Consider the following 14,378-nt stretch of genomic DNA (forward strand, 5'->3'; position numbering starts at 1 on the left):
GCCCGCGAACTCACTCGGGCGGCTTGGCCCCCGACTGCTCGCTGACCATGTACGCCGCGTACCAGTCGGGCCAGTTGTCGTCATGCTCGCCCGTACGCTTCTCGTGCTCGCCGTGCGCGGCGGCCGCGCGTCGAAGCGCGCTCGCCAGGTCGCTCGTGGAGCCGAACGACGTGAGGCCACCCTCGATGCGTCCGGGAAGCCTGGTGGTGATCTCCTGCATCAGCCAGGTGTTGCCGTCCGGGTCGCGCAGCGTGGCGCGCGAGAAGTAGCTGCGCCGCTGCGGGTCCGGCCCGTCGACCGGGCCGTCCGGGCTGACATGGAAGACGTCGCCGACCTCGACACCGGCGGCGGCGAGGGTGTCGTGGGCCGCCTCGATGTCGGACACGATCAGGTATGCCATGGCCGAGCCGGGTGCCGCCGACGTCAGCCCGGGGCCGAACTGTACGGAACACGCGGAGCCGTGCGGCGTCAACTGGACGATGCCGGGCGGGGTCTGGTCGAGCCGCCACCCGAGCCGTTCGTAGAACGCCTTCGCCCGGTCGACATCCGACACCGGGATGACGATCACCTCAAGCTTGACGTCCAGGCTCTCGATCCGCGACGTCGTACTCGCGTCGCCCTGGGCCACCTTCGGGCTCATCGCCCCTCCCTTTCTGATCATCGCGCTGCTGCTTGCGTCAGTGCTCGGCGCCGGCTTCCCGGCCTCAGCCCGGCGCCATCCTGGTGGCCCTGCGTACCCCCGACAGGGCGACCAAAGCGAGGAGGATGACCGCGACGGAGTACTCGTCGGCGGTCCTCGGCAGGCCGCCGGCGTAGACCACGAGGAAGCCGGCGATCACCGTGGGGAGACCGAAGCCGACGTAGCAGACGACGTAGAGCACGGACAGCACGCTGGCGCGTTGGTGCGCCTCGACCAGCGGCATGACCGTCTTGAGGCTGCCCTGGAAGCCGCTGCCGAAGCCGACGCCCCCGAGCGCGAGGCCGACGAAGAAGACCGGGATGGACTGCGCCATGACCGCTACCAACGTGACGATCATGCCCAGGATGAGCGCGACGATTCCGGTCAGGATCACGGTCCGCGCGGCGGTGTTGCGCTGTACCAGCACGGCGATCGACCCGAAGACGGCGAAGACGAAGAGGACCAGACCGCCGATCACGATCGACGTGTTCATGAGGCTGCGGATCAGCGCCGGGCCGAGCGCGCCGAAGAACCCGGCCAGCGCCCAGACCGCGAAGAGCACCGGGACGACGACCAGGACCGGTTGGCGCACCGAGCGGGGCAGCGTGACATCCGGGCGCAGGCTGCGTCGGGCCCCGGCCATCGGGGTGACCGTCTCCGGCATCAGCGCGACCCCGACGGCCTGGATCAGCAGGATCACGAGCAGTACGAGGTACACCAGTCGCGTCGGCGCGGGCAGGAACTGGATGAGCAGCGCCGAGAGCAGGGCACCGGTCCCGGTTCCGATGCCGGGGGCGATCGAGTTCGCGAGCGTGCCCCGGGCCCGGTCGATGTCCAGCATGGCGGCGCCCACCGCGCCGGTGGCGGCGCCGGCTGCCAGCCCCTGCACGAGGCGGGCGACCAGCAGGGCCGCAACGCCGTTGGCGAAGATGAAGACGACCAACGCGAGCATCTGCACCGCGATCGCGACGGCCAGCACCGGCCGCCGACCGACGTGGTCGGACAACCTGCCGAACGTGAGCAGCGACACCAGCACCGCTAGGGCGTAGACGGCGAACACCACGGTGGTGGTGACCGGCGAGAAGTGCCAGCGTTCCTGGTACACACCGTAGAGCGGGGTCGGGGCCGCCGATGCGGCCAGGAACGACACCAGGATCGACGCCAGCAGCACCAGGGAGACCGTCGGTGTGAGTCGGCCCCGCCCCGCGATAGGCATGTCGGTGCTCCTCGGCTGCGTGAAAAGCGGTCAGCCTGGGCGTTCCGCCGACCCCCGGGGCCACGGCGGCGTACCCGGTTGGCGCCGGCACATGCCAGCTCAGCCCTCGGTGTCCTGGCCGGTCGCCGCGAGGCTCGCCACGCCACGGGCCAGTGCGTCTCTGAAGTCGCGGTAGCGATCGGGGCCGAGCGTGTCGGCGAGCTTCTGCTCGATCAGGTGCACGAAGCCGTCGGAGGCCGCCGTGAAGCTGAGGCCCCGATCCGTCGGCACGATCAACTTTGCCCGGCGGTCGGCCGGGTCGGGCGTACGCCGGACGTAGCCGAGCCGCTCCAACTCGTCGAGGATCGCGCCCATCGTCTGCTTGTTGCGGCCGGCCAGCCGGGCCAGCTCCGGCGCCATCGCACCGGGGGGCACGCCGCGCGGTTCACCAGTCCGGCGGGCCCTCGTCGTCCGGCATCATCGCCGAGTCCCGCTCCGTCGTTCGAAATCGCTGCTGATAGGCGCGGGGCGGCACCCCCACCCGGGCGAGAAACATCCGACGCAATGTCTCCGGGCTGCCAATGCCGACCTGTTGAGCGCAAGCGGTGACCGACTTCCCCGCGTGCAGCAGCCGGATGGCCGCGTCGACCCGCACGCCCTCCACGTACTTGCTTGGGCTACTGCCAACCTCCTGCCGGAACATCCGGGAGAGGTGACGGGGGCTGACATGCGCCCGGGCGGCGAGGGCCGTCACCGAGTGGTCGTCGGCCGGGTCGGCAGCCACCGCGTCGATAACCTGTCGCAGCACCGGAGTGCGGGGTCGGGGCAGGGCAAGCGACGGCGAGAACTGCGACTGGCCGCCCGGCCGCTGCAGGAAGACAACGAGCGACTGGGCCACCGACCGGGCGATCTCCGGACCGTGGTCGCGTTCCACGAGGGCCAACGCGAGGTCGATGCCCGCGGACACGCCGGCCGAGGTGAAGACCGTCCCATCCCGTACGAAGATCGCGTCAATCTCGACACTGACCTGCGGAAAAGCGGCCGAAAGCAACCGCGCGTGCTGCCAGTGCGTGGTCGCCCGCCGACCGTCCAGCAGGCCGGCGGCGGCCAGGACGAACGCGCCGGTGCAGACCGCGGCGGTGCGGTCGGCGCCGCGCGACAGCGCTGCTGCGGCGGCGGTGAGTTCGGCACTGATCGGGCGCACCGCCAGCACGTCGCCGCCGACCACGAGGGCGGTCCCGACGTCGGTGGCCGCGTCGACCGCGCCATCCACCTGGACGCGCAGACCCGTCGAGGCACGAACGGCGGAACCATCGCTGGAGCGCACCTCCAGCTCGTACCGGGCGCCGAACTTGGCGGCCTCGGCAAAGACCTCGAACGGTCCGGCGAGGTCCAGCAACGTCATCCCGTCGAAGACGAGGGCGGTGACCCGGTGCACCCCTGCCGCCCGGCTGTCCACCGCGTCAACCCCCTCCGTTGTTGTCCTGATCTGAGGGAAGCATGGCAGATAGGACAGGGTATCCGGCGGATCGGGCGGGTGACGCTTGACGCATCGGAGCCCGGCCGGGCTCCCGAATCGACAGGACCGTGATGAGCCAGACAACGATCGCCGGCATCGAGATCCCCGACTCGCAGCTCGCCACCGACGCGACCGAACTGGTCCGCCAGGCCACCGACGACCTGCTGTTCCATCATTCGCGGCGGGTCTTCCTCTTCGGCACGCTCCAGGGTCGGCGGCTCGGCCTGAAGGCCGACCCCGAGCTGCTCTACGTGGGAGCGATGTTCCACGACCTGGGACTGACCGAACGCTACCGGCGCGACGATCAACGCTTCGAACTCGACGGCGCCGACGAGGCACGCCGCTTCCTCCGCTCGAACGGCATCGGCGAGCAGGAGGCCCGACTGGTCTGGGAAGGGATCGCCCTGCACACCACGCCCGAGATTCCGTACCGCCTGGAGCCCGAGGTGGCCCTGGTCACCGCGGGTGTCGAGACGGACGTGCTCGGGATCGGCTACCACGAGCTGTCGCCGGCCGACATCGCGGCGGTCACCACGGCACACCCGCGGCCGAACTTCAAGCGGGCCATCGTCGACGCCTTCGCAGCCGGTTTCCGGCACCGGCCGGACACCACCTTCGGGACCGTCAACGGCGACGTACTGGAGCACCGGGTGCCCGGTTACCGCCACATCGACTTCGTCCGGGTCATCGAGGGCTCTGCCTGGCCGGAATGAACCCCTACAGCTCGGGGTGGCCGAAGAGCCCCGGCAGCCCGCCGCTGTGCAGGAGGACGACCCGGTCGCCGCGCGGGAAGCTGCCGGCCAGCAGCGCCGCCATCGCCCGACCGGTGTACGTCGGGTCCAGGAAGACCCCCTCCGTACGCGCGGTCACCTCCAGCGCCGCCCGGGCGGCCTCGGTCAGCGTGCGGTACCCGGCACCCACCTGGGTGCCGTCGATCCGCAGCGCGTCCGGCTCGACCTCGCCGACGAGCAACCCGGCGACTGTCGCCCGAGGGTCCGGCACGGCGCCGACATCCACGCCGATCACCCGCTGCGGGCCCAGCTCCCGCACCAGACCGGCCATCGTCCCGCCGGAGCCGAGCGCCGTCACGACCTCGACCCCGTCGACGGTCGGCAGCTGGGCCCGCAGCTCCCGAGCGCAGTCCACGTAGCCCTGGACCGACGCGGGTGAGGTGCCGCCGAACGGGATGACGTACGCCGACCGTCGCTCCGCCTCGACCGCCACCAGCTCGGCGAGCGGACGGTCCCCGGCCCAGACGATCTCCGCCCCGGCGAGCCCGTCGAGCAGCAGGTTGCCTCGCGGGCTCTCCGGGGGCGGGCCGGCGAGCACCAGCACGCAGGAGAGGCCGAGCCGCGCGGTCGCGGCCGCGGTGAGCCGGGCGTGGTTGCTCTGCGGCGCCCCCGAGGTGATGACCGTGGTGGCGCCGGCGGCGATCGCCTGCGCGCAGGCGTACCGCAGCTTGCGGATCTTGTTGCCGCCCCCGCCGAGGCCGGTCAGATCGTCACGCTTGAACCAGAGCTCGGCCAGCCCCAGCCGGGCGGCGAGCCGGGGCGCCGCCTCCAACGGCGTCGGCCATGTACCGAGGGGAACGGGTGTGATCATCCGTGCAGCTAAACACTTCGCGGCCCCGCACGCAGCTTCGTGGCCGTCGGAGGCTCCACGCCGGCTATGCCCGATGGGCGGCTGCCCGGGGTAGCGGACCGACGTCCGAGTGCCGACCGGGACGGAGTGCCGCGTGTCGCTGCCCGGGACCCGCCCCGTCGCGGGCGGCGAGCGCGTCGGCCACCGCTCCGGTGGCGAACGCGTAGATGGACTTGTGCAACACGTCGATGGCGAGCTCGGGGCGGGGCCAGGTGAGCGGAGGCGCCCCTACGCCGGTGGCGTTCTCCAGGATCTGGTCGTTGGTCAGGCGCACCGCCGTGAACATCCCTGAAGCCCAAACGCCGCGCAGCCCGACCTGCGCCATGACACTGCGCAGCACGCCGAGCAGCGCGGCCTGGCCGTAGTGCATCGCCAGGTTCTGCCACCGGGGCTGCTGCCCGGAGGATTCCGGCAGGCCGGTCAGCCTGGCCAGAACCCGGGCCGGCACGTAGGAGTCGGGTCGTCCGGTCACCCGCTGTTCGATCTTCTCGGCGGCCGTCATCACCGCCGCTCCGGCCAGGCCCGCCACCAGTCCCTGCCACACCGCTCGCTTCAGCATGTGCGGCCCCTACCCACCGAGCGTGCACCTACACCCCGCCGGCCCACGAGCTTCCTCGGACGCCATCCCGGGTGGTGTGGTTGGTTTGCGTCCGGATCCCGCGGGTAGGGTCTCTATCGGGTCAAGACACGCGCCCTCCAGTGGTCATCCACGCCTCGGCACACACGCGGCGGGGGGCCACCCTCATCGAGGGCGGAGGCCATCGTGACCGGTCAGAATCCCCTACTCCGGTCTCCACGACCCGACCGCCGGTCCGTCCCGGGCAGGCCGATCATGTCGCTGTCGTTGAGCCGCGACGGTGCCCTCAGCCAGATCAGGGTCGTCGGCGAGATCGACATGAGCAACGCCCACCTGCTCACCGAGCTGGTGGAGTTCCTCTGCCGCTCGCCCACGCCACTGGTTGTCGTGGACCTCTCGGCGGTCCGCTTCTTCGGCGCGCACGCCGTCAGCGCCCTGCTCAACGCCGACCAACTGGCCGCCCAGGCCGGAGGTGGGCTGACGCTCCGCGATCCCTCGCCGTTCGTCCTCCGGGTCCTCGGCGTGGCCGGGGTGCTGGGACATCTCGAACTTCACGGCACGTCCACGCCGACCGGTGCTCGCGTCGTCGGCGTGGTCCCACCCCTGCCCCGCCGTGCCGCACCGTCGCGTCAGCCCCTCGGCCCTTCCGTCGCCACCACACCGTAGGCGGCACGGCCACCGTCCCCCCCCATAAGGAGAGACATGTTCAATCCGCTGGACCACAAAGGAATCCCACTCGAGAACCAGATCCGCAACTGGCGTGAACTGAACGTCGACCCGATCGATCCGGAGGCGGTCGACCCCTACACCCGGTGCCGGATCATCACGATGAACGGCATCGAGGTCGAGGCGATCAATTTCCAGCACCAGTTCGCTCGGAACTGCCCCGACCAGGAGGTCCGTCGGCAACTCGCCTACGTCCGTTACCTGGAGAGCCAACAGCAGCGGGTGGTGAACTGGTTGCTCCCCGGTGTCGCCAGCGTGCTGGAGACGACGCTCGGCTACGAGCAGGTGGCCGTCGACCTCACCGCCTGGGTGGCCCGCCACGAACCCGACCCCTACCTCAAGCAGGCGTACGAGTTCGGTGTGCTGGAGGACTTCGACCACCTGTACCGCTACGCCAACCTCTACGAGATGGTCGAGCGACGCAAGGCGGAGAAGATTGTCGACGGGCTCACCGAGGTCATGCCCGGCCGACCGACGGTCCAGGAGCACCGGCACCCCTTCGACGAGGTCCGCACCCCGTACGACCGCAACTCGGTGGACCCGCGCTCGAAGCTGCACGCGCTGACGATCCTCTCAGCGGAGCAGCAGGTGATGTTCTACTACATGAACGTCGGCCCGCAGTACATGGAGCCGATCGCGCGCCAGCTCTACCAGGAGATCAGCCTGATCGAGCAGGAGCACGTCACCCACTACGAGTCACTGCTGGACCCGGGCGAGAACTGGTGGGAGCGGCTGCTCACCCACGAGTACAACGAGTGCTGGCTCTACTACTCCTTCCTCCAGCAGGAGAGCGACCCCCGGATCAAGGCGATCTGGGAGCTGCACCTGCAGATGGAGCTGGCCCACCTCCAGCAGGCCGCCGACCTGCTACGCCGCCATGACGGCCGGGAGCCGGAGGAGATCGTCGGCAGTGTCGGCCTTCCCGAGCCGCTGACCTTCGAGCCCAACAAGGACTACCTGCGCCATCTGCTGGCCACCCAGATCGACGCGACCAAGCTCGGCGAGGGCTACGTCACCGAGGCCCACGAGCGCTTCGAGTGGATGCAGCAGCAACTGCACGACGGCCAGCAGCCCCCCAGCGAACAGGTCATCGACATGCACCGGGAACGCTTCGGCGACGAGTACCGCATCGAGACCGAGGGTCCGCACCCGATCGAGGCACTGCGCGCCGAAGGCGGCAGCCATGCCTGACACCGGCACCCCGGCCACCCCAGGGCCCGAGGAAGACGTGGTCGACCTGCTGCTCGCCCAGCACGCCCAGATCGAGCAGCTCTTCCTGCTGGTCATCGGCGGCACCGGCGACACCCGGCGCGACGCCTTCGACGATCTGGTCAAGCTCCTCGCCGCGCACGAGACCGCCGAGGAGGAGATCGTCCACCCGCTCGCCCGGACGCTGCCTGGTGGGGGTGGTGACGCGATGGTCGACGACCGGCTCGACGAGGAGCGGCAGGCGAAGGAGACCCTGCAGACCTTGATCGCCGGCGGCGTGGACGCCGACGGCTTCGAGACGGGAATCATCCTGCTGCGCGACGCTGTCCTTCTGCATGCCCGTTACGAGGAGCGCTACGAGTTCCCCCGGCTACGCCAGCATGTCCCGGCAGGCCGACTGCGCAGTCTCGCCACGGGGGTCCGGGCGGCGGAAGCGTCCGCGCCGACGCGGCCACACCCCAGCGCCCAGTCGGCCACGGCGAACCTGGCTGTCGGTCCCGCGCTGGCGGTCATCGACCGCGTTCGCGACGCGGTACGCAAGCCCTCCGACAGCTGATCCGGTACGACCGAACAGTGGCCTGATCGGCCATACGAGGGGCCGCCCGCACCGGGCGGGCGGCCCCTCGACCGATCGGTGATCATCCGGATCCTCCACTCTCATCTCACCGCCGAACTGCCTGATCGACCAGGGCCGCGGCGACGTCGTGCACCTTCCGGTTGGTGTCCTGGGAGATCTTCGACAGCAGCGCGAACGCCTCCTCCGGCGAGGAACGCCGGGCCCCCATGATGATCCCCTTGGCCTGCTCGATCACCGCCCGATTCCGCATCGCCTCCTGCATCTGCGCGGCGAGCGTGGCGGCGTTCTCGTACAGGTGCGCGTTGGCCAGTGCCACCGCCGCGTACGCGGCAAAGCCCCGCGCGGTGGCGATCGAGGACGGGTCGAAGGCGTCCGCCGAGGCGCCGTAGACGTTGAGCCCGCCCACCACCGACCGCTGGATCGGGAGCCCGATCGACAGCGAACTGCCCACTCCGGCGGCGCGCGCCCTCGCCGCCCAGGCTGGCCAACGCTGCTCGGCGGCCGTGTCCGGCACCGATATGGTGTCGCCGCTGGCGGAGGCATCCAGGCACGGGCCCCGCTGGTGCGAATACTGCCACTCGTCCATCTCACGGGCCAGGTCGGCTGTGAAGGCCACGGTCCAGTTTGCCTGACCCCGGACCAGGGTGACCGACACCTCTTTGGCGCCGTCGATGCCCTCCTTGGCAAGCTCGGCAATGCGGCGGAGCATGTCGTCGAGGTTGCTCTCGTCCAGCCTGACCCGGCCCAACTCAACCAACGCATCGATCGGGTATCTGATCGGCTGCATCGCGGTGTGTCCTTCCCGATTGGCGTCCGCCGGCCGTCTCGTTCCTACCCGGGCGCCACCCGCTCACACCCTGGCTCAGGCATGGGAGGCACACATCCCGGTGCACGCAGCACCGTGACCAGCTACCGGGTCATGCCACGGGTCATGCTGCGGTACGCGATCGAGAAGTTCGAACCGCAGCGTCGCCGCGACTACCTGTCCGGCGCCCTCTAGTCGACCGGCTCAGCCGGTGGGATGGGGAAGTTCCGGTTGAAGACGTTGTCCGGGTCGTAGCTGGCCTTGATGGCGCGCAGCCGGCCGAGGGTGGGCTCGGGCCAGGCATCCAGCAGTCGAGCCGGATCGGTGTCGCTCTCGAAGCTGAGATACAGGCCGTCGAGGTACGGGTACAGCTCGGCCCACAGTTTGTCGAGTTGGGGCCGACGGTCCGGGACCGTGGCGGCGAGCACTGAGAAGTTCTGCTCCCGGTGCGGGTAGGCGGTCGCGTCGCGGGCGACGTCGTTGACCGCCCCACCGACGGATCGCAACTGCATGATCATCACATCGCCGGAATGGATCATATTTTCCATGAGGTCGGCCGCCTGCGGTGTGACGTGGTGCAACAGACCGCTGCGGGTGTCCTTCAGCCCCTGCCCCCGATGCTGGTTGCCCGGCGGCACGACGATCGCCGGGTACGGCACGAGCTGCGCCTGCTGGTCGAGGATCGGCCCGATCCCCAGGAACGGGCTCAGGGCGGACTGCGCCGCCTCGACGTCGTCACCGGCGTAGACGAGGGTGACCTGGGCAGCCGGGGGGTTGCCACGGCGGCCGGGAAAGAGGGAGAGGAAGCTCGTCAACTCCCGTGGCGCGTCCTCGACCAGTTGGCCCCACCGGCGCAGCAGTCCGGCGGTGTCGGTCGCGTCAGCGACGAGCTGGGCGTAGACGACCTTGTCGACCTCGTACGCCTCCAGCTCCAGCGCCGTGACCACACCGAAGTTTCCACCGGCGCCGCGGATGGCCCAGAACAGGTCGGGGTGATGCTCGTCGTCGACGCGGAGCAGACGGCCATCCGCGGTGACGATCTCGACGGCGACGACGTGGTCGATGGTCAGGCCGTGCCTGCGCGCCAGGTATCCGACGCCGGCGGTGGTGGCGAGACCACCGACGCCCACGTCTCCGTAGTCGCCCGAGCTCATGGCCAGGCCGTACGGGGCGAGCGTCTGGGCCACGTCGCCCCACCGGGCACCCGGCTCCAGTCGCACCCGACGGGTCGCCCGGTCGAGCACCTCGACCTTGTTCATCCTCGACATGTCGACGACGACTCCCCCGTCGTTCGTCGACCGGCCGCTGATGCCGTGCCCGCCGCTGCGCACCGACAGCGGAACATCCTGCGTCCGGGCGTACGACACGGCGTCGACCACCTCGGCGGCGTTCTGCGGACGGATCACCAGGGCCGGCGAGCCGTGCCAGCTGTAGGTGTGGCGTACCCGGTCGTACTCCTGATCACCGGGCTCGACGGACCTGGCGGCCAGCGACGGCGGCAGCGCGTCGTAGTCGAGGCCGGGGTGCCGCTCGGCCAGCGCGACGGTCGTGCGGACCGGCCCGGTCGTCCCAGACGCCGCGCAGGACGTCGATCGCCTCCCGCAGGGCCGCGACTCCTTGCCCCGCGGTCAGCCGACGTGCCCCCATGCCCTCGATCCCGTCCCAGAACGCGCCAGCGCCGAGGCCCAGTTCGAAACGGCCGTGCGACAACCGGTCCAGGCTCGCCGCGGCCCGGGCCAGCACGGCCGGCGGGCGCAGCGGCAGGCTGAGAACGTTCCCGGAGATCCGGAGCCGCTGCGTGCGGGCGGCGACCCAGCTCAGCAGGGTCCAGGTGTCGAGGAACTCCGCGTTGTACGGGTGGTCCTGGAAGGTGACCAGGTCCAGCCCCGCCGCCTCGGTCAGCTCGGCCAGCGCCACCACCTGATCCGGGTCGTGCACGCTGGGTGTCAGGAACGACCCAAACCGGAGTTCGTGCCCGTATTCCGACATTGCCTCACCATCCACGCGATCGTTTGATCAACCTATCATATTCTTTGCCTATCGTTTGTCAGGCAACCCATCTTTGCCGCCAATCATTCCTGGGCTGCCGCGATGTCGAATCATGATCAACGCATCGGCCACTAGCATCGGGACATGTCCGTGACCGATCCGTGCGAGCTGCCGGCCGACCGCAAGCGCGGCTCGAACTTCGGTTGGTCGCTGGGCATGGTGCTGCGCCGCTGGCACGAGCGCGTCGAGGAACTGCTGAAGGATCTGCCGCACGGCAGCCGGGGATACCACATCCTGGCCGTCGTCGTGCACGAAGAGGTGCCCACGCAGGGTGCCCTGGCCGCTCGCCTGGCCATCGACCGCAGCGTGCTGACCTACGTCATCGACGACCTGGCGAACGCCGGTCTCATCGAGCGCAGGCCTGACCCCCAGGACCGCCGGGCCCGACGGGTCGTGGCCACCGAACGCGGACGCCAGACGCTCACCGAGGCCGAGCGGCGGGTCGCCCACGCCGAGGACCACGTGCTGGGTGGGTTACCCGAGGAGCAGCGCGAAGTCTTTCGCGACCTCGCCGCCCGGGCCGCCGAAGCGATCCACGCGGCCGCACCCGCCACGACCCCTGCGTGGCGGTGCAGAGCGTCCTCCCGCCAGCCGATCAGAGCAGCTGACCGTCCGTACCGCCGGCGGCGTCAGCGCTTACGGCCCACCCCGCCGAAGGCATCGATGTCGGCCGGCGTGTCGACCGCGTCGTCCGGCCGCCACTGCGGGCACGGCACGACGCCGGGCTCGACCAGCTCCAGGCCGTCGAAGAAGCCGGCGATCTCGTCGGGAGAGCGCAGGGTGTACGGAGTCGCGCCGCTGTCGTTGTAGTCGTCCTGCGCCTGCTGCATCTCGGCGCTGATCAGGCTCGTGCCGTCGTTCAGCGAGAGGTAACTGCCGCTCGGCAGTGCCGCCACCAGCTGCCGGGTGACCGAACGGGCCGCCCCGTAGTCGGGCACGTGACCCATGACGCCACTGAGGATGAGACCGATCGGCTGCGCGAAGTCCAGCGTCTTGCCAGCCTCGGCGATGACCGCGGCCGGGTCGTGCAGGTCGCCGTCGATGTAGGCGGTCCTGCCCTCGGCCGTGCCCACCAGCAACGCGCGGGCGTGCACCAGCACCAGTGGGTCGCTGTCGACGTAGACGATCCGCGCGTCCGGGGCGATCCGTTGGGCCACCTCGTGCGTATTGTTGGCGGTCGGTAGCCCGGTGCCGACGTCGAGGAACTGGCGGATGCCCGCGTCGGCAGCGAGGAACATGATCGAGCGAACCAGGAACTGCCGAGAGGCCCGGGCCACGTCGACGACGCCGGGGAAGACCTGGCGATACTGGTCCCCGGCCTCGCGGTCGACAGCGAAGTTGTCCTTGCCACCGAGCCAGTAGTTCCAGATCCGCGCCGAATGCGGCACCGACGTGTCGATCTTCTGCTGCACGTCAGCCGCACCAGCCTCGGGCCGGCCGGGCGTCGGCGATTCCTTGGTCACGACGAAACCCCCATGTCGAACGCGTAGGCGACGTCGTCACGGGACGGCCCACCCGGTCGAGGAAGTGGCCACCCGTGACCGTGCCACGGTATAGAAGGCCGAGGATTCACACCACACCCGTTCACTCCACAGAAGACCGAGTGAGGTTGACTCGCTCGCCATGCTGAAACGGGAGGCCCAGATCCCGTACCACCTGAGGAGGACCCCATGCGCAAGCCGGCCAAGACCGCAGCAGTCCTCTTCGGACTGGGCGTCGGCGTCGCGGTCGGCTCATCCCTCGGGCCGGACGCGGTCTGGCCCGGAGTCGCGGTCGCCGCGCTCGGAATCGGGCTCTCCCTGATCGGTACGACAGAGTCTGACCTGGTGGAGGACGGCCTAGCCAACCGCGACGAGCCGACCGGCGTGGCCGGCGACGGAACGGCTACGGGCACGGCGGGCGTCGCCGAGCGACAGCGGCGGAGAGCGAACAGATCCACATTCGCCCACCTGGGACCCCAGGTGGAGAAGATCCTCAAACTCGCCGAGGAGCAGGCCGACGACGTCCTCAACGCCGCGCAGCTCGACGCCGAGAAGACGGTGAGCGCCGCCCGCCGGGAGGCGGAGGCGATCGTGAACCGGGCGCACGAACAGGCAGCCGGCATCACTCACACCGCCCGTGATCCGCGTTCGACACCGCCTACCTCGGCGCTGTTCGAGTCCGACGACCCGACCCAGTCCGGATAGCCGGCGCCGCCCACGCTGATCGCCGCCCGCACCGTCGGTACCTCCCTCCTGCGAGGGAGCGCCTTCCCCTGTCAGCGGGGTCCGCCCACTGCGGGACGCCGGCAGGATCGGTGCATGACGACATCGACACGGATCGCCGAGCGGAGCCTCCACGGTCTGACGTACGCAGTGCTCGGCTGGGCCGTGGCATACGGGGGCGTGCGTCTGGCCTGGACGGTCGGTGAGGCTCCGGAGTTCGGGCGGCTCGGGCTCGACCTGCTCGGCTTCACCGGCTGGTGGTCGGTGGCGTTGTGCGCCGCCGCGGGCGGGCTGGCGGTTGCCCTGGACCGGGTGGTGGCCTGGCGGCCGGCGCTCGCGGGGCTCGCCTGGACGGTCGCCGGAGCACTGGTCGCGGCAGCCGCGATCCTGCTGCCGGAGCTGGTGGGCTTCCTGCTGTTCACCGTCGGCCCGTTCTTCGACCCGCTGGCGTTCGTCAGCCGGCTCGGTTGTGTCACCGGAGCGGTACTGCTCAGCCTGGCCACCGCGCGCTATCAGCGGCGCACCCGGGGCGACTGCCCAGACTGCTGCCGGACGGTCCGACCGGGTACGCGGCGCTCGGCACCCGCGCGGTGGGCGCGCTGGGCCGCGTGGGCCGCTGTGGGCGGTCTCGTGACCCGCTTCGCGGCCCAGTTCGTAATGGGGTTCGACCGCGTCGACCAGAGCGCCTCCCTGCTCGGGCTGGAGATCGGTCTGGTGCTGGCCGGAGTGCTGTTGCCACTGGCGCTGGTGTACCACTGGGGTGAGGTCTGGCCGGGGTGGGTTCCGCTGCTCGCCGGGCGCACCATTCCTCGTTTGCTGCTGCTGGCGCCCGGCTTCGGGCTCGGCGCGGGCATCGTGGCCTACTTCGGCATGGGGATGGTGCAGGTGACGTCGGGCTCGCACAGCGAGTTCTCCGACGCGTTCCTGTGGGTGGCGATGTCGGCGTACCTCGCCATCGGGCTGGGTCTGCTCGTCGCGTCCACCGACTACCACCTGCGCAATCGGCGGCAGTGCGGCACCTGCGGCCGGTGACGGCACCGTTGGCACCAGGTCCGATCGCATTGACAGGATTCGTTATACGAATTAGCTTTCTCGGATCAGGCATCTGGGAGCGCTCCCAACCATTCACGCCCCTACCATCGCTGAATCCGACCGCAGACGAGCCCTCCCGAGGCGTGGAATGCCACCACCGTTTCA

General features: G+C 70.2%; 17 protein-coding genes and 1 pseudogene. 8 read left to right on the forward strand and 10 right to left on the reverse strand.

The window, feature by feature from the left end:
• Positions 1–10 precede the first annotated feature (10 nt).
• From ACIA47_RS03310 to ACIA47_RS03325, 4 genes are all read right to left on the reverse strand, one after another.
• Positions 11–640, reverse strand: coding sequence for a VOC family protein (locus tag ACIA47_RS03310; protein WP_203119912.1), 630 nt, complete (start codon positions 638–640; stop codon positions 11–13).
• Positions 641–704: 64 nt separating this feature from the next.
• Positions 705–1,895 (reverse strand): MFS transporter, encoded by a 1,191-nt coding sequence (locus ACIA47_RS03315; RefSeq protein ID WP_203119893.1) that lies wholly within the window; start codon positions 1,893–1,895, stop codon positions 705–707.
• A 99-nt stretch (positions 1,896–1,994) separates the two neighbouring features.
• Positions 1,995–2,309 (reverse strand): MarR family winged helix-turn-helix transcriptional regulator, encoded by a 315-nt coding sequence (locus ACIA47_RS03320; protein ID WP_396705055.1) that lies wholly within the window; start codon positions 2,307–2,309, stop codon positions 1,995–1,997.
• Between the two features lie 10 nt (positions 2,310–2,319).
• Positions 2,320–3,333 carry a GlxA family transcriptional regulator gene (locus ACIA47_RS03325; RefSeq protein WP_396705057.1) on the reverse strand — a complete coding sequence of 338 codons (1,014 nt, stop codon included), beginning with the start codon at positions 3,331–3,333 and terminating at the stop codon, positions 2,320–2,322.
• A gap of 131 nt (positions 3,334–3,464) precedes the next feature.
• On the opposite strand from ACIA47_RS03325, the gene ACIA47_RS03330 reads away from it, so the two are divergent.
• Positions 3,465–4,106: an HD domain-containing protein gene (locus tag ACIA47_RS03330; protein WP_203119891.1), complete on the forward strand. Its 642-nt coding sequence runs from the start codon at positions 3,465–3,467 to the stop codon at positions 4,104–4,106.
• A gap of 4 nt (positions 4,107–4,110) precedes the next feature.
• On the opposite strand, the gene ACIA47_RS03335 is transcribed toward ACIA47_RS03330, so the two are convergent.
• Complete coding sequence (locus ACIA47_RS03335) at positions 4,111–4,995, reverse strand: pyridoxal-phosphate dependent enzyme (protein ID WP_396705059.1); 885 nt, start codon at positions 4,993–4,995, stop codon at positions 4,111–4,113.
• A gap of 64 nt (positions 4,996–5,059) precedes the next feature.
• Entirely contained in the window at positions 5,060–5,593 is a 534-nt protein-coding gene (locus ACIA47_RS03340; protein ID WP_203119888.1) for a hypothetical protein, read from the reverse strand.
• Between the two features lie 273 nt (positions 5,594–5,866).
• On the opposite strand from ACIA47_RS03340, the gene ACIA47_RS03345 reads away from it, so the two are divergent.
• From ACIA47_RS03345 to ACIA47_RS03355, 3 genes are read left to right on the forward strand one after another with little or no spacing between them, the layout of a single operon-like run.
• Positions 5,867–6,277, forward strand: a complete 411-nt coding sequence (locus ACIA47_RS03345) for an STAS domain-containing protein (RefSeq protein WP_203119886.1) — start codon at positions 5,867–5,869, stop codon at positions 6,275–6,277.
• Between the two features lie 36 nt (positions 6,278–6,313).
• Positions 6,314–7,528 carry a hypothetical protein gene (locus tag ACIA47_RS03350; RefSeq protein ID WP_396705062.1) on the forward strand — a complete coding sequence of 405 codons (1,215 nt, stop codon included), beginning with the start codon at positions 6,314–6,316 and terminating at the stop codon, positions 7,526–7,528.
• Positions 7,521–8,102 (forward strand): hemerythrin domain-containing protein, encoded by a 582-nt coding sequence (locus ACIA47_RS03355; RefSeq protein WP_203119883.1) that lies wholly within the window; start codon positions 7,521–7,523, stop codon positions 8,100–8,102. The genes ACIA47_RS03350 and ACIA47_RS03355 overlap by 8 nt, the downstream gene beginning before the upstream one ends.
• A 106-nt stretch (positions 8,103–8,208) precedes the next feature.
• Here ACIA47_RS03355 and ACIA47_RS03360 read toward each other — a convergent pair whose 3' ends face one another.
• The gene (locus ACIA47_RS03360) at positions 8,209–8,910 is read right to left on the reverse strand and encodes a GAF and ANTAR domain-containing protein (RefSeq protein WP_396705064.1); all 702 of its coding nucleotides are present in this window, start codon (positions 8,908–8,910) and stop codon (positions 8,209–8,211) included.
• 81 nt (positions 8,911–8,991) lie between these two features.
• On the opposite strand from ACIA47_RS03360, the gene ACIA47_RS03365 reads away from it, so the two are divergent.
• Positions 8,992–9,123 (forward strand): hypothetical protein, encoded by a 132-nt coding sequence (locus ACIA47_RS03365; protein WP_396705066.1) that lies wholly within the window; start codon positions 8,992–8,994, stop codon positions 9,121–9,123.
• Here ACIA47_RS03365 and ACIA47_RS03370 read toward each other — a convergent pair.
• A complete protein-coding gene (locus ACIA47_RS03370; RefSeq protein WP_396705068.1) occupies positions 9,120–10,334 on the reverse strand; it encodes an FAD-binding oxidoreductase in 1,215 nt (404 codons plus the stop codon). The two genes, ACIA47_RS03365 and ACIA47_RS03370, sit on opposite strands and share 4 nt — an antisense overlap.
• Positions 10,335–10,389: 55 nt before the next feature.
• Positions 10,390–10,917 carry an LLM class flavin-dependent oxidoreductase gene (locus ACIA47_RS03375; protein WP_396705070.1) on the reverse strand — a complete coding sequence of 176 codons (528 nt, stop codon included), beginning with the start codon at positions 10,915–10,917 and terminating at the stop codon, positions 10,390–10,392.
• Between the two features lie 216 nt (positions 10,918–11,133).
• On the opposite strand from ACIA47_RS03375, the pseudogene ACIA47_RS03380 reads away from it, so the two are divergent.
• Positions 11,134–11,328 (forward strand): annotated as a pseudogene (locus ACIA47_RS03380) (MarR family transcriptional regulator); the annotation flags it as partial.
• A 278-nt stretch (positions 11,329–11,606) separates the two neighbouring features.
• Here the strand turns inward: ACIA47_RS03380 and ACIA47_RS03385 are convergent.
• Positions 11,607–12,440: an SAM-dependent methyltransferase gene (locus ACIA47_RS03385; RefSeq protein WP_203119879.1), complete on the reverse strand. Its 834-nt coding sequence runs from the start codon at positions 12,438–12,440 to the stop codon at positions 11,607–11,609.
• A gap of 207 nt (positions 12,441–12,647) precedes the next feature.
• On the opposite strand from ACIA47_RS03385, the gene ACIA47_RS03390 reads away from it, so the two are divergent.
• Positions 12,648–13,163 carry a DivIVA domain-containing protein gene (locus tag ACIA47_RS03390; RefSeq protein WP_396705073.1) on the forward strand — a complete coding sequence of 172 codons (516 nt, stop codon included), beginning with the start codon at positions 12,648–12,650 and terminating at the stop codon, positions 13,161–13,163.
• 114 nt (positions 13,164–13,277) lie between these two features.
• The gene (locus tag ACIA47_RS03395; protein WP_396705075.1) at positions 13,278–14,213 is read left to right on the forward strand and encodes a hypothetical protein; all 936 of its coding nucleotides are present in this window, start codon (positions 13,278–13,280) and stop codon (positions 14,211–14,213) included.
• Positions 14,214–14,378 lie beyond the last annotated feature (165 nt).

It is taken from the genome of Micromonospora sp. NPDC051227, from assembly GCF_044455385.1.
Classification (GTDB): Bacteria; Actinomycetota; Actinomycetes; order Mycobacteriales; family Micromonosporaceae; genus Micromonospora.

What these genes read in the sequence shown, in the direction of transcription:
- ACIA47_RS03310 (WP_203119912.1), bottom strand. Translation starts at nt 640, where the DNA reads ATGAGCCCGAAGGTGGCCCAGGGCGACGCGAGTACGACGTCGCGGATC.
- ACIA47_RS03315 (WP_203119893.1), bottom strand. Translation starts at nt 1,895, where the DNA reads ATGCCTATCGCGGGGCGGGGCCGACTCACACCGACGGTCTCCCTGGTG.
- ACIA47_RS03330 (WP_203119891.1), top strand. Translation starts at nt 3,465, where the DNA reads ATGAGCCAGACAACGATCGCCGGCATCGAGATCCCCGACTCGCAGCTC.
- ACIA47_RS03335 (WP_396705059.1), bottom strand. Translation starts at nt 4,995, where the DNA reads ATGATCACACCCGTTCCCCTCGGTACATGGCCGACGCCGTTGGAGGCG.
- ACIA47_RS03340 (WP_203119888.1), bottom strand. Translation starts at nt 5,593, where the DNA reads ATGCTGAAGCGAGCGGTGTGGCAGGGACTGGTGGCGGGCCTGGCCGGA.
- ACIA47_RS03345 (WP_203119886.1), top strand. Translation starts at nt 5,867, where the DNA reads ATGTCGCTGTCGTTGAGCCGCGACGGTGCCCTCAGCCAGATCAGGGTC.
- ACIA47_RS03350 (WP_396705062.1), top strand. Translation starts at nt 6,314, where the DNA reads ATGTTCAATCCGCTGGACCACAAAGGAATCCCACTCGAGAACCAGATC.
- ACIA47_RS03355 (WP_203119883.1), top strand. Translation starts at nt 7,521, where the DNA reads ATGCCTGACACCGGCACCCCGGCCACCCCAGGGCCCGAGGAAGACGTG.
- ACIA47_RS03360 (WP_396705064.1), bottom strand. Translation starts at nt 8,910, where the DNA reads ATGCAGCCGATCAGATACCCGATCGATGCGTTGGTTGAGTTGGGCCGG.
- ACIA47_RS03365 (WP_396705066.1), top strand. Translation starts at nt 8,992, where the DNA reads ATGGGAGGCACACATCCCGGTGCACGCAGCACCGTGACCAGCTACCGG.
- ACIA47_RS03375 (WP_396705070.1), bottom strand. Translation starts at nt 10,917, where the DNA reads ATGTCGGAATACGGGCACGAACTCCGGTTTGGGTCGTTCCTGACACCC.
- ACIA47_RS03390 (WP_396705073.1), top strand. Translation starts at nt 12,648, where the DNA reads ATGCGCAAGCCGGCCAAGACCGCAGCAGTCCTCTTCGGACTGGGCGTC.
- ACIA47_RS03395 (WP_396705075.1), top strand. Translation starts at nt 13,278, where the DNA reads ATGACGACATCGACACGGATCGCCGAGCGGAGCCTCCACGGTCTGACG.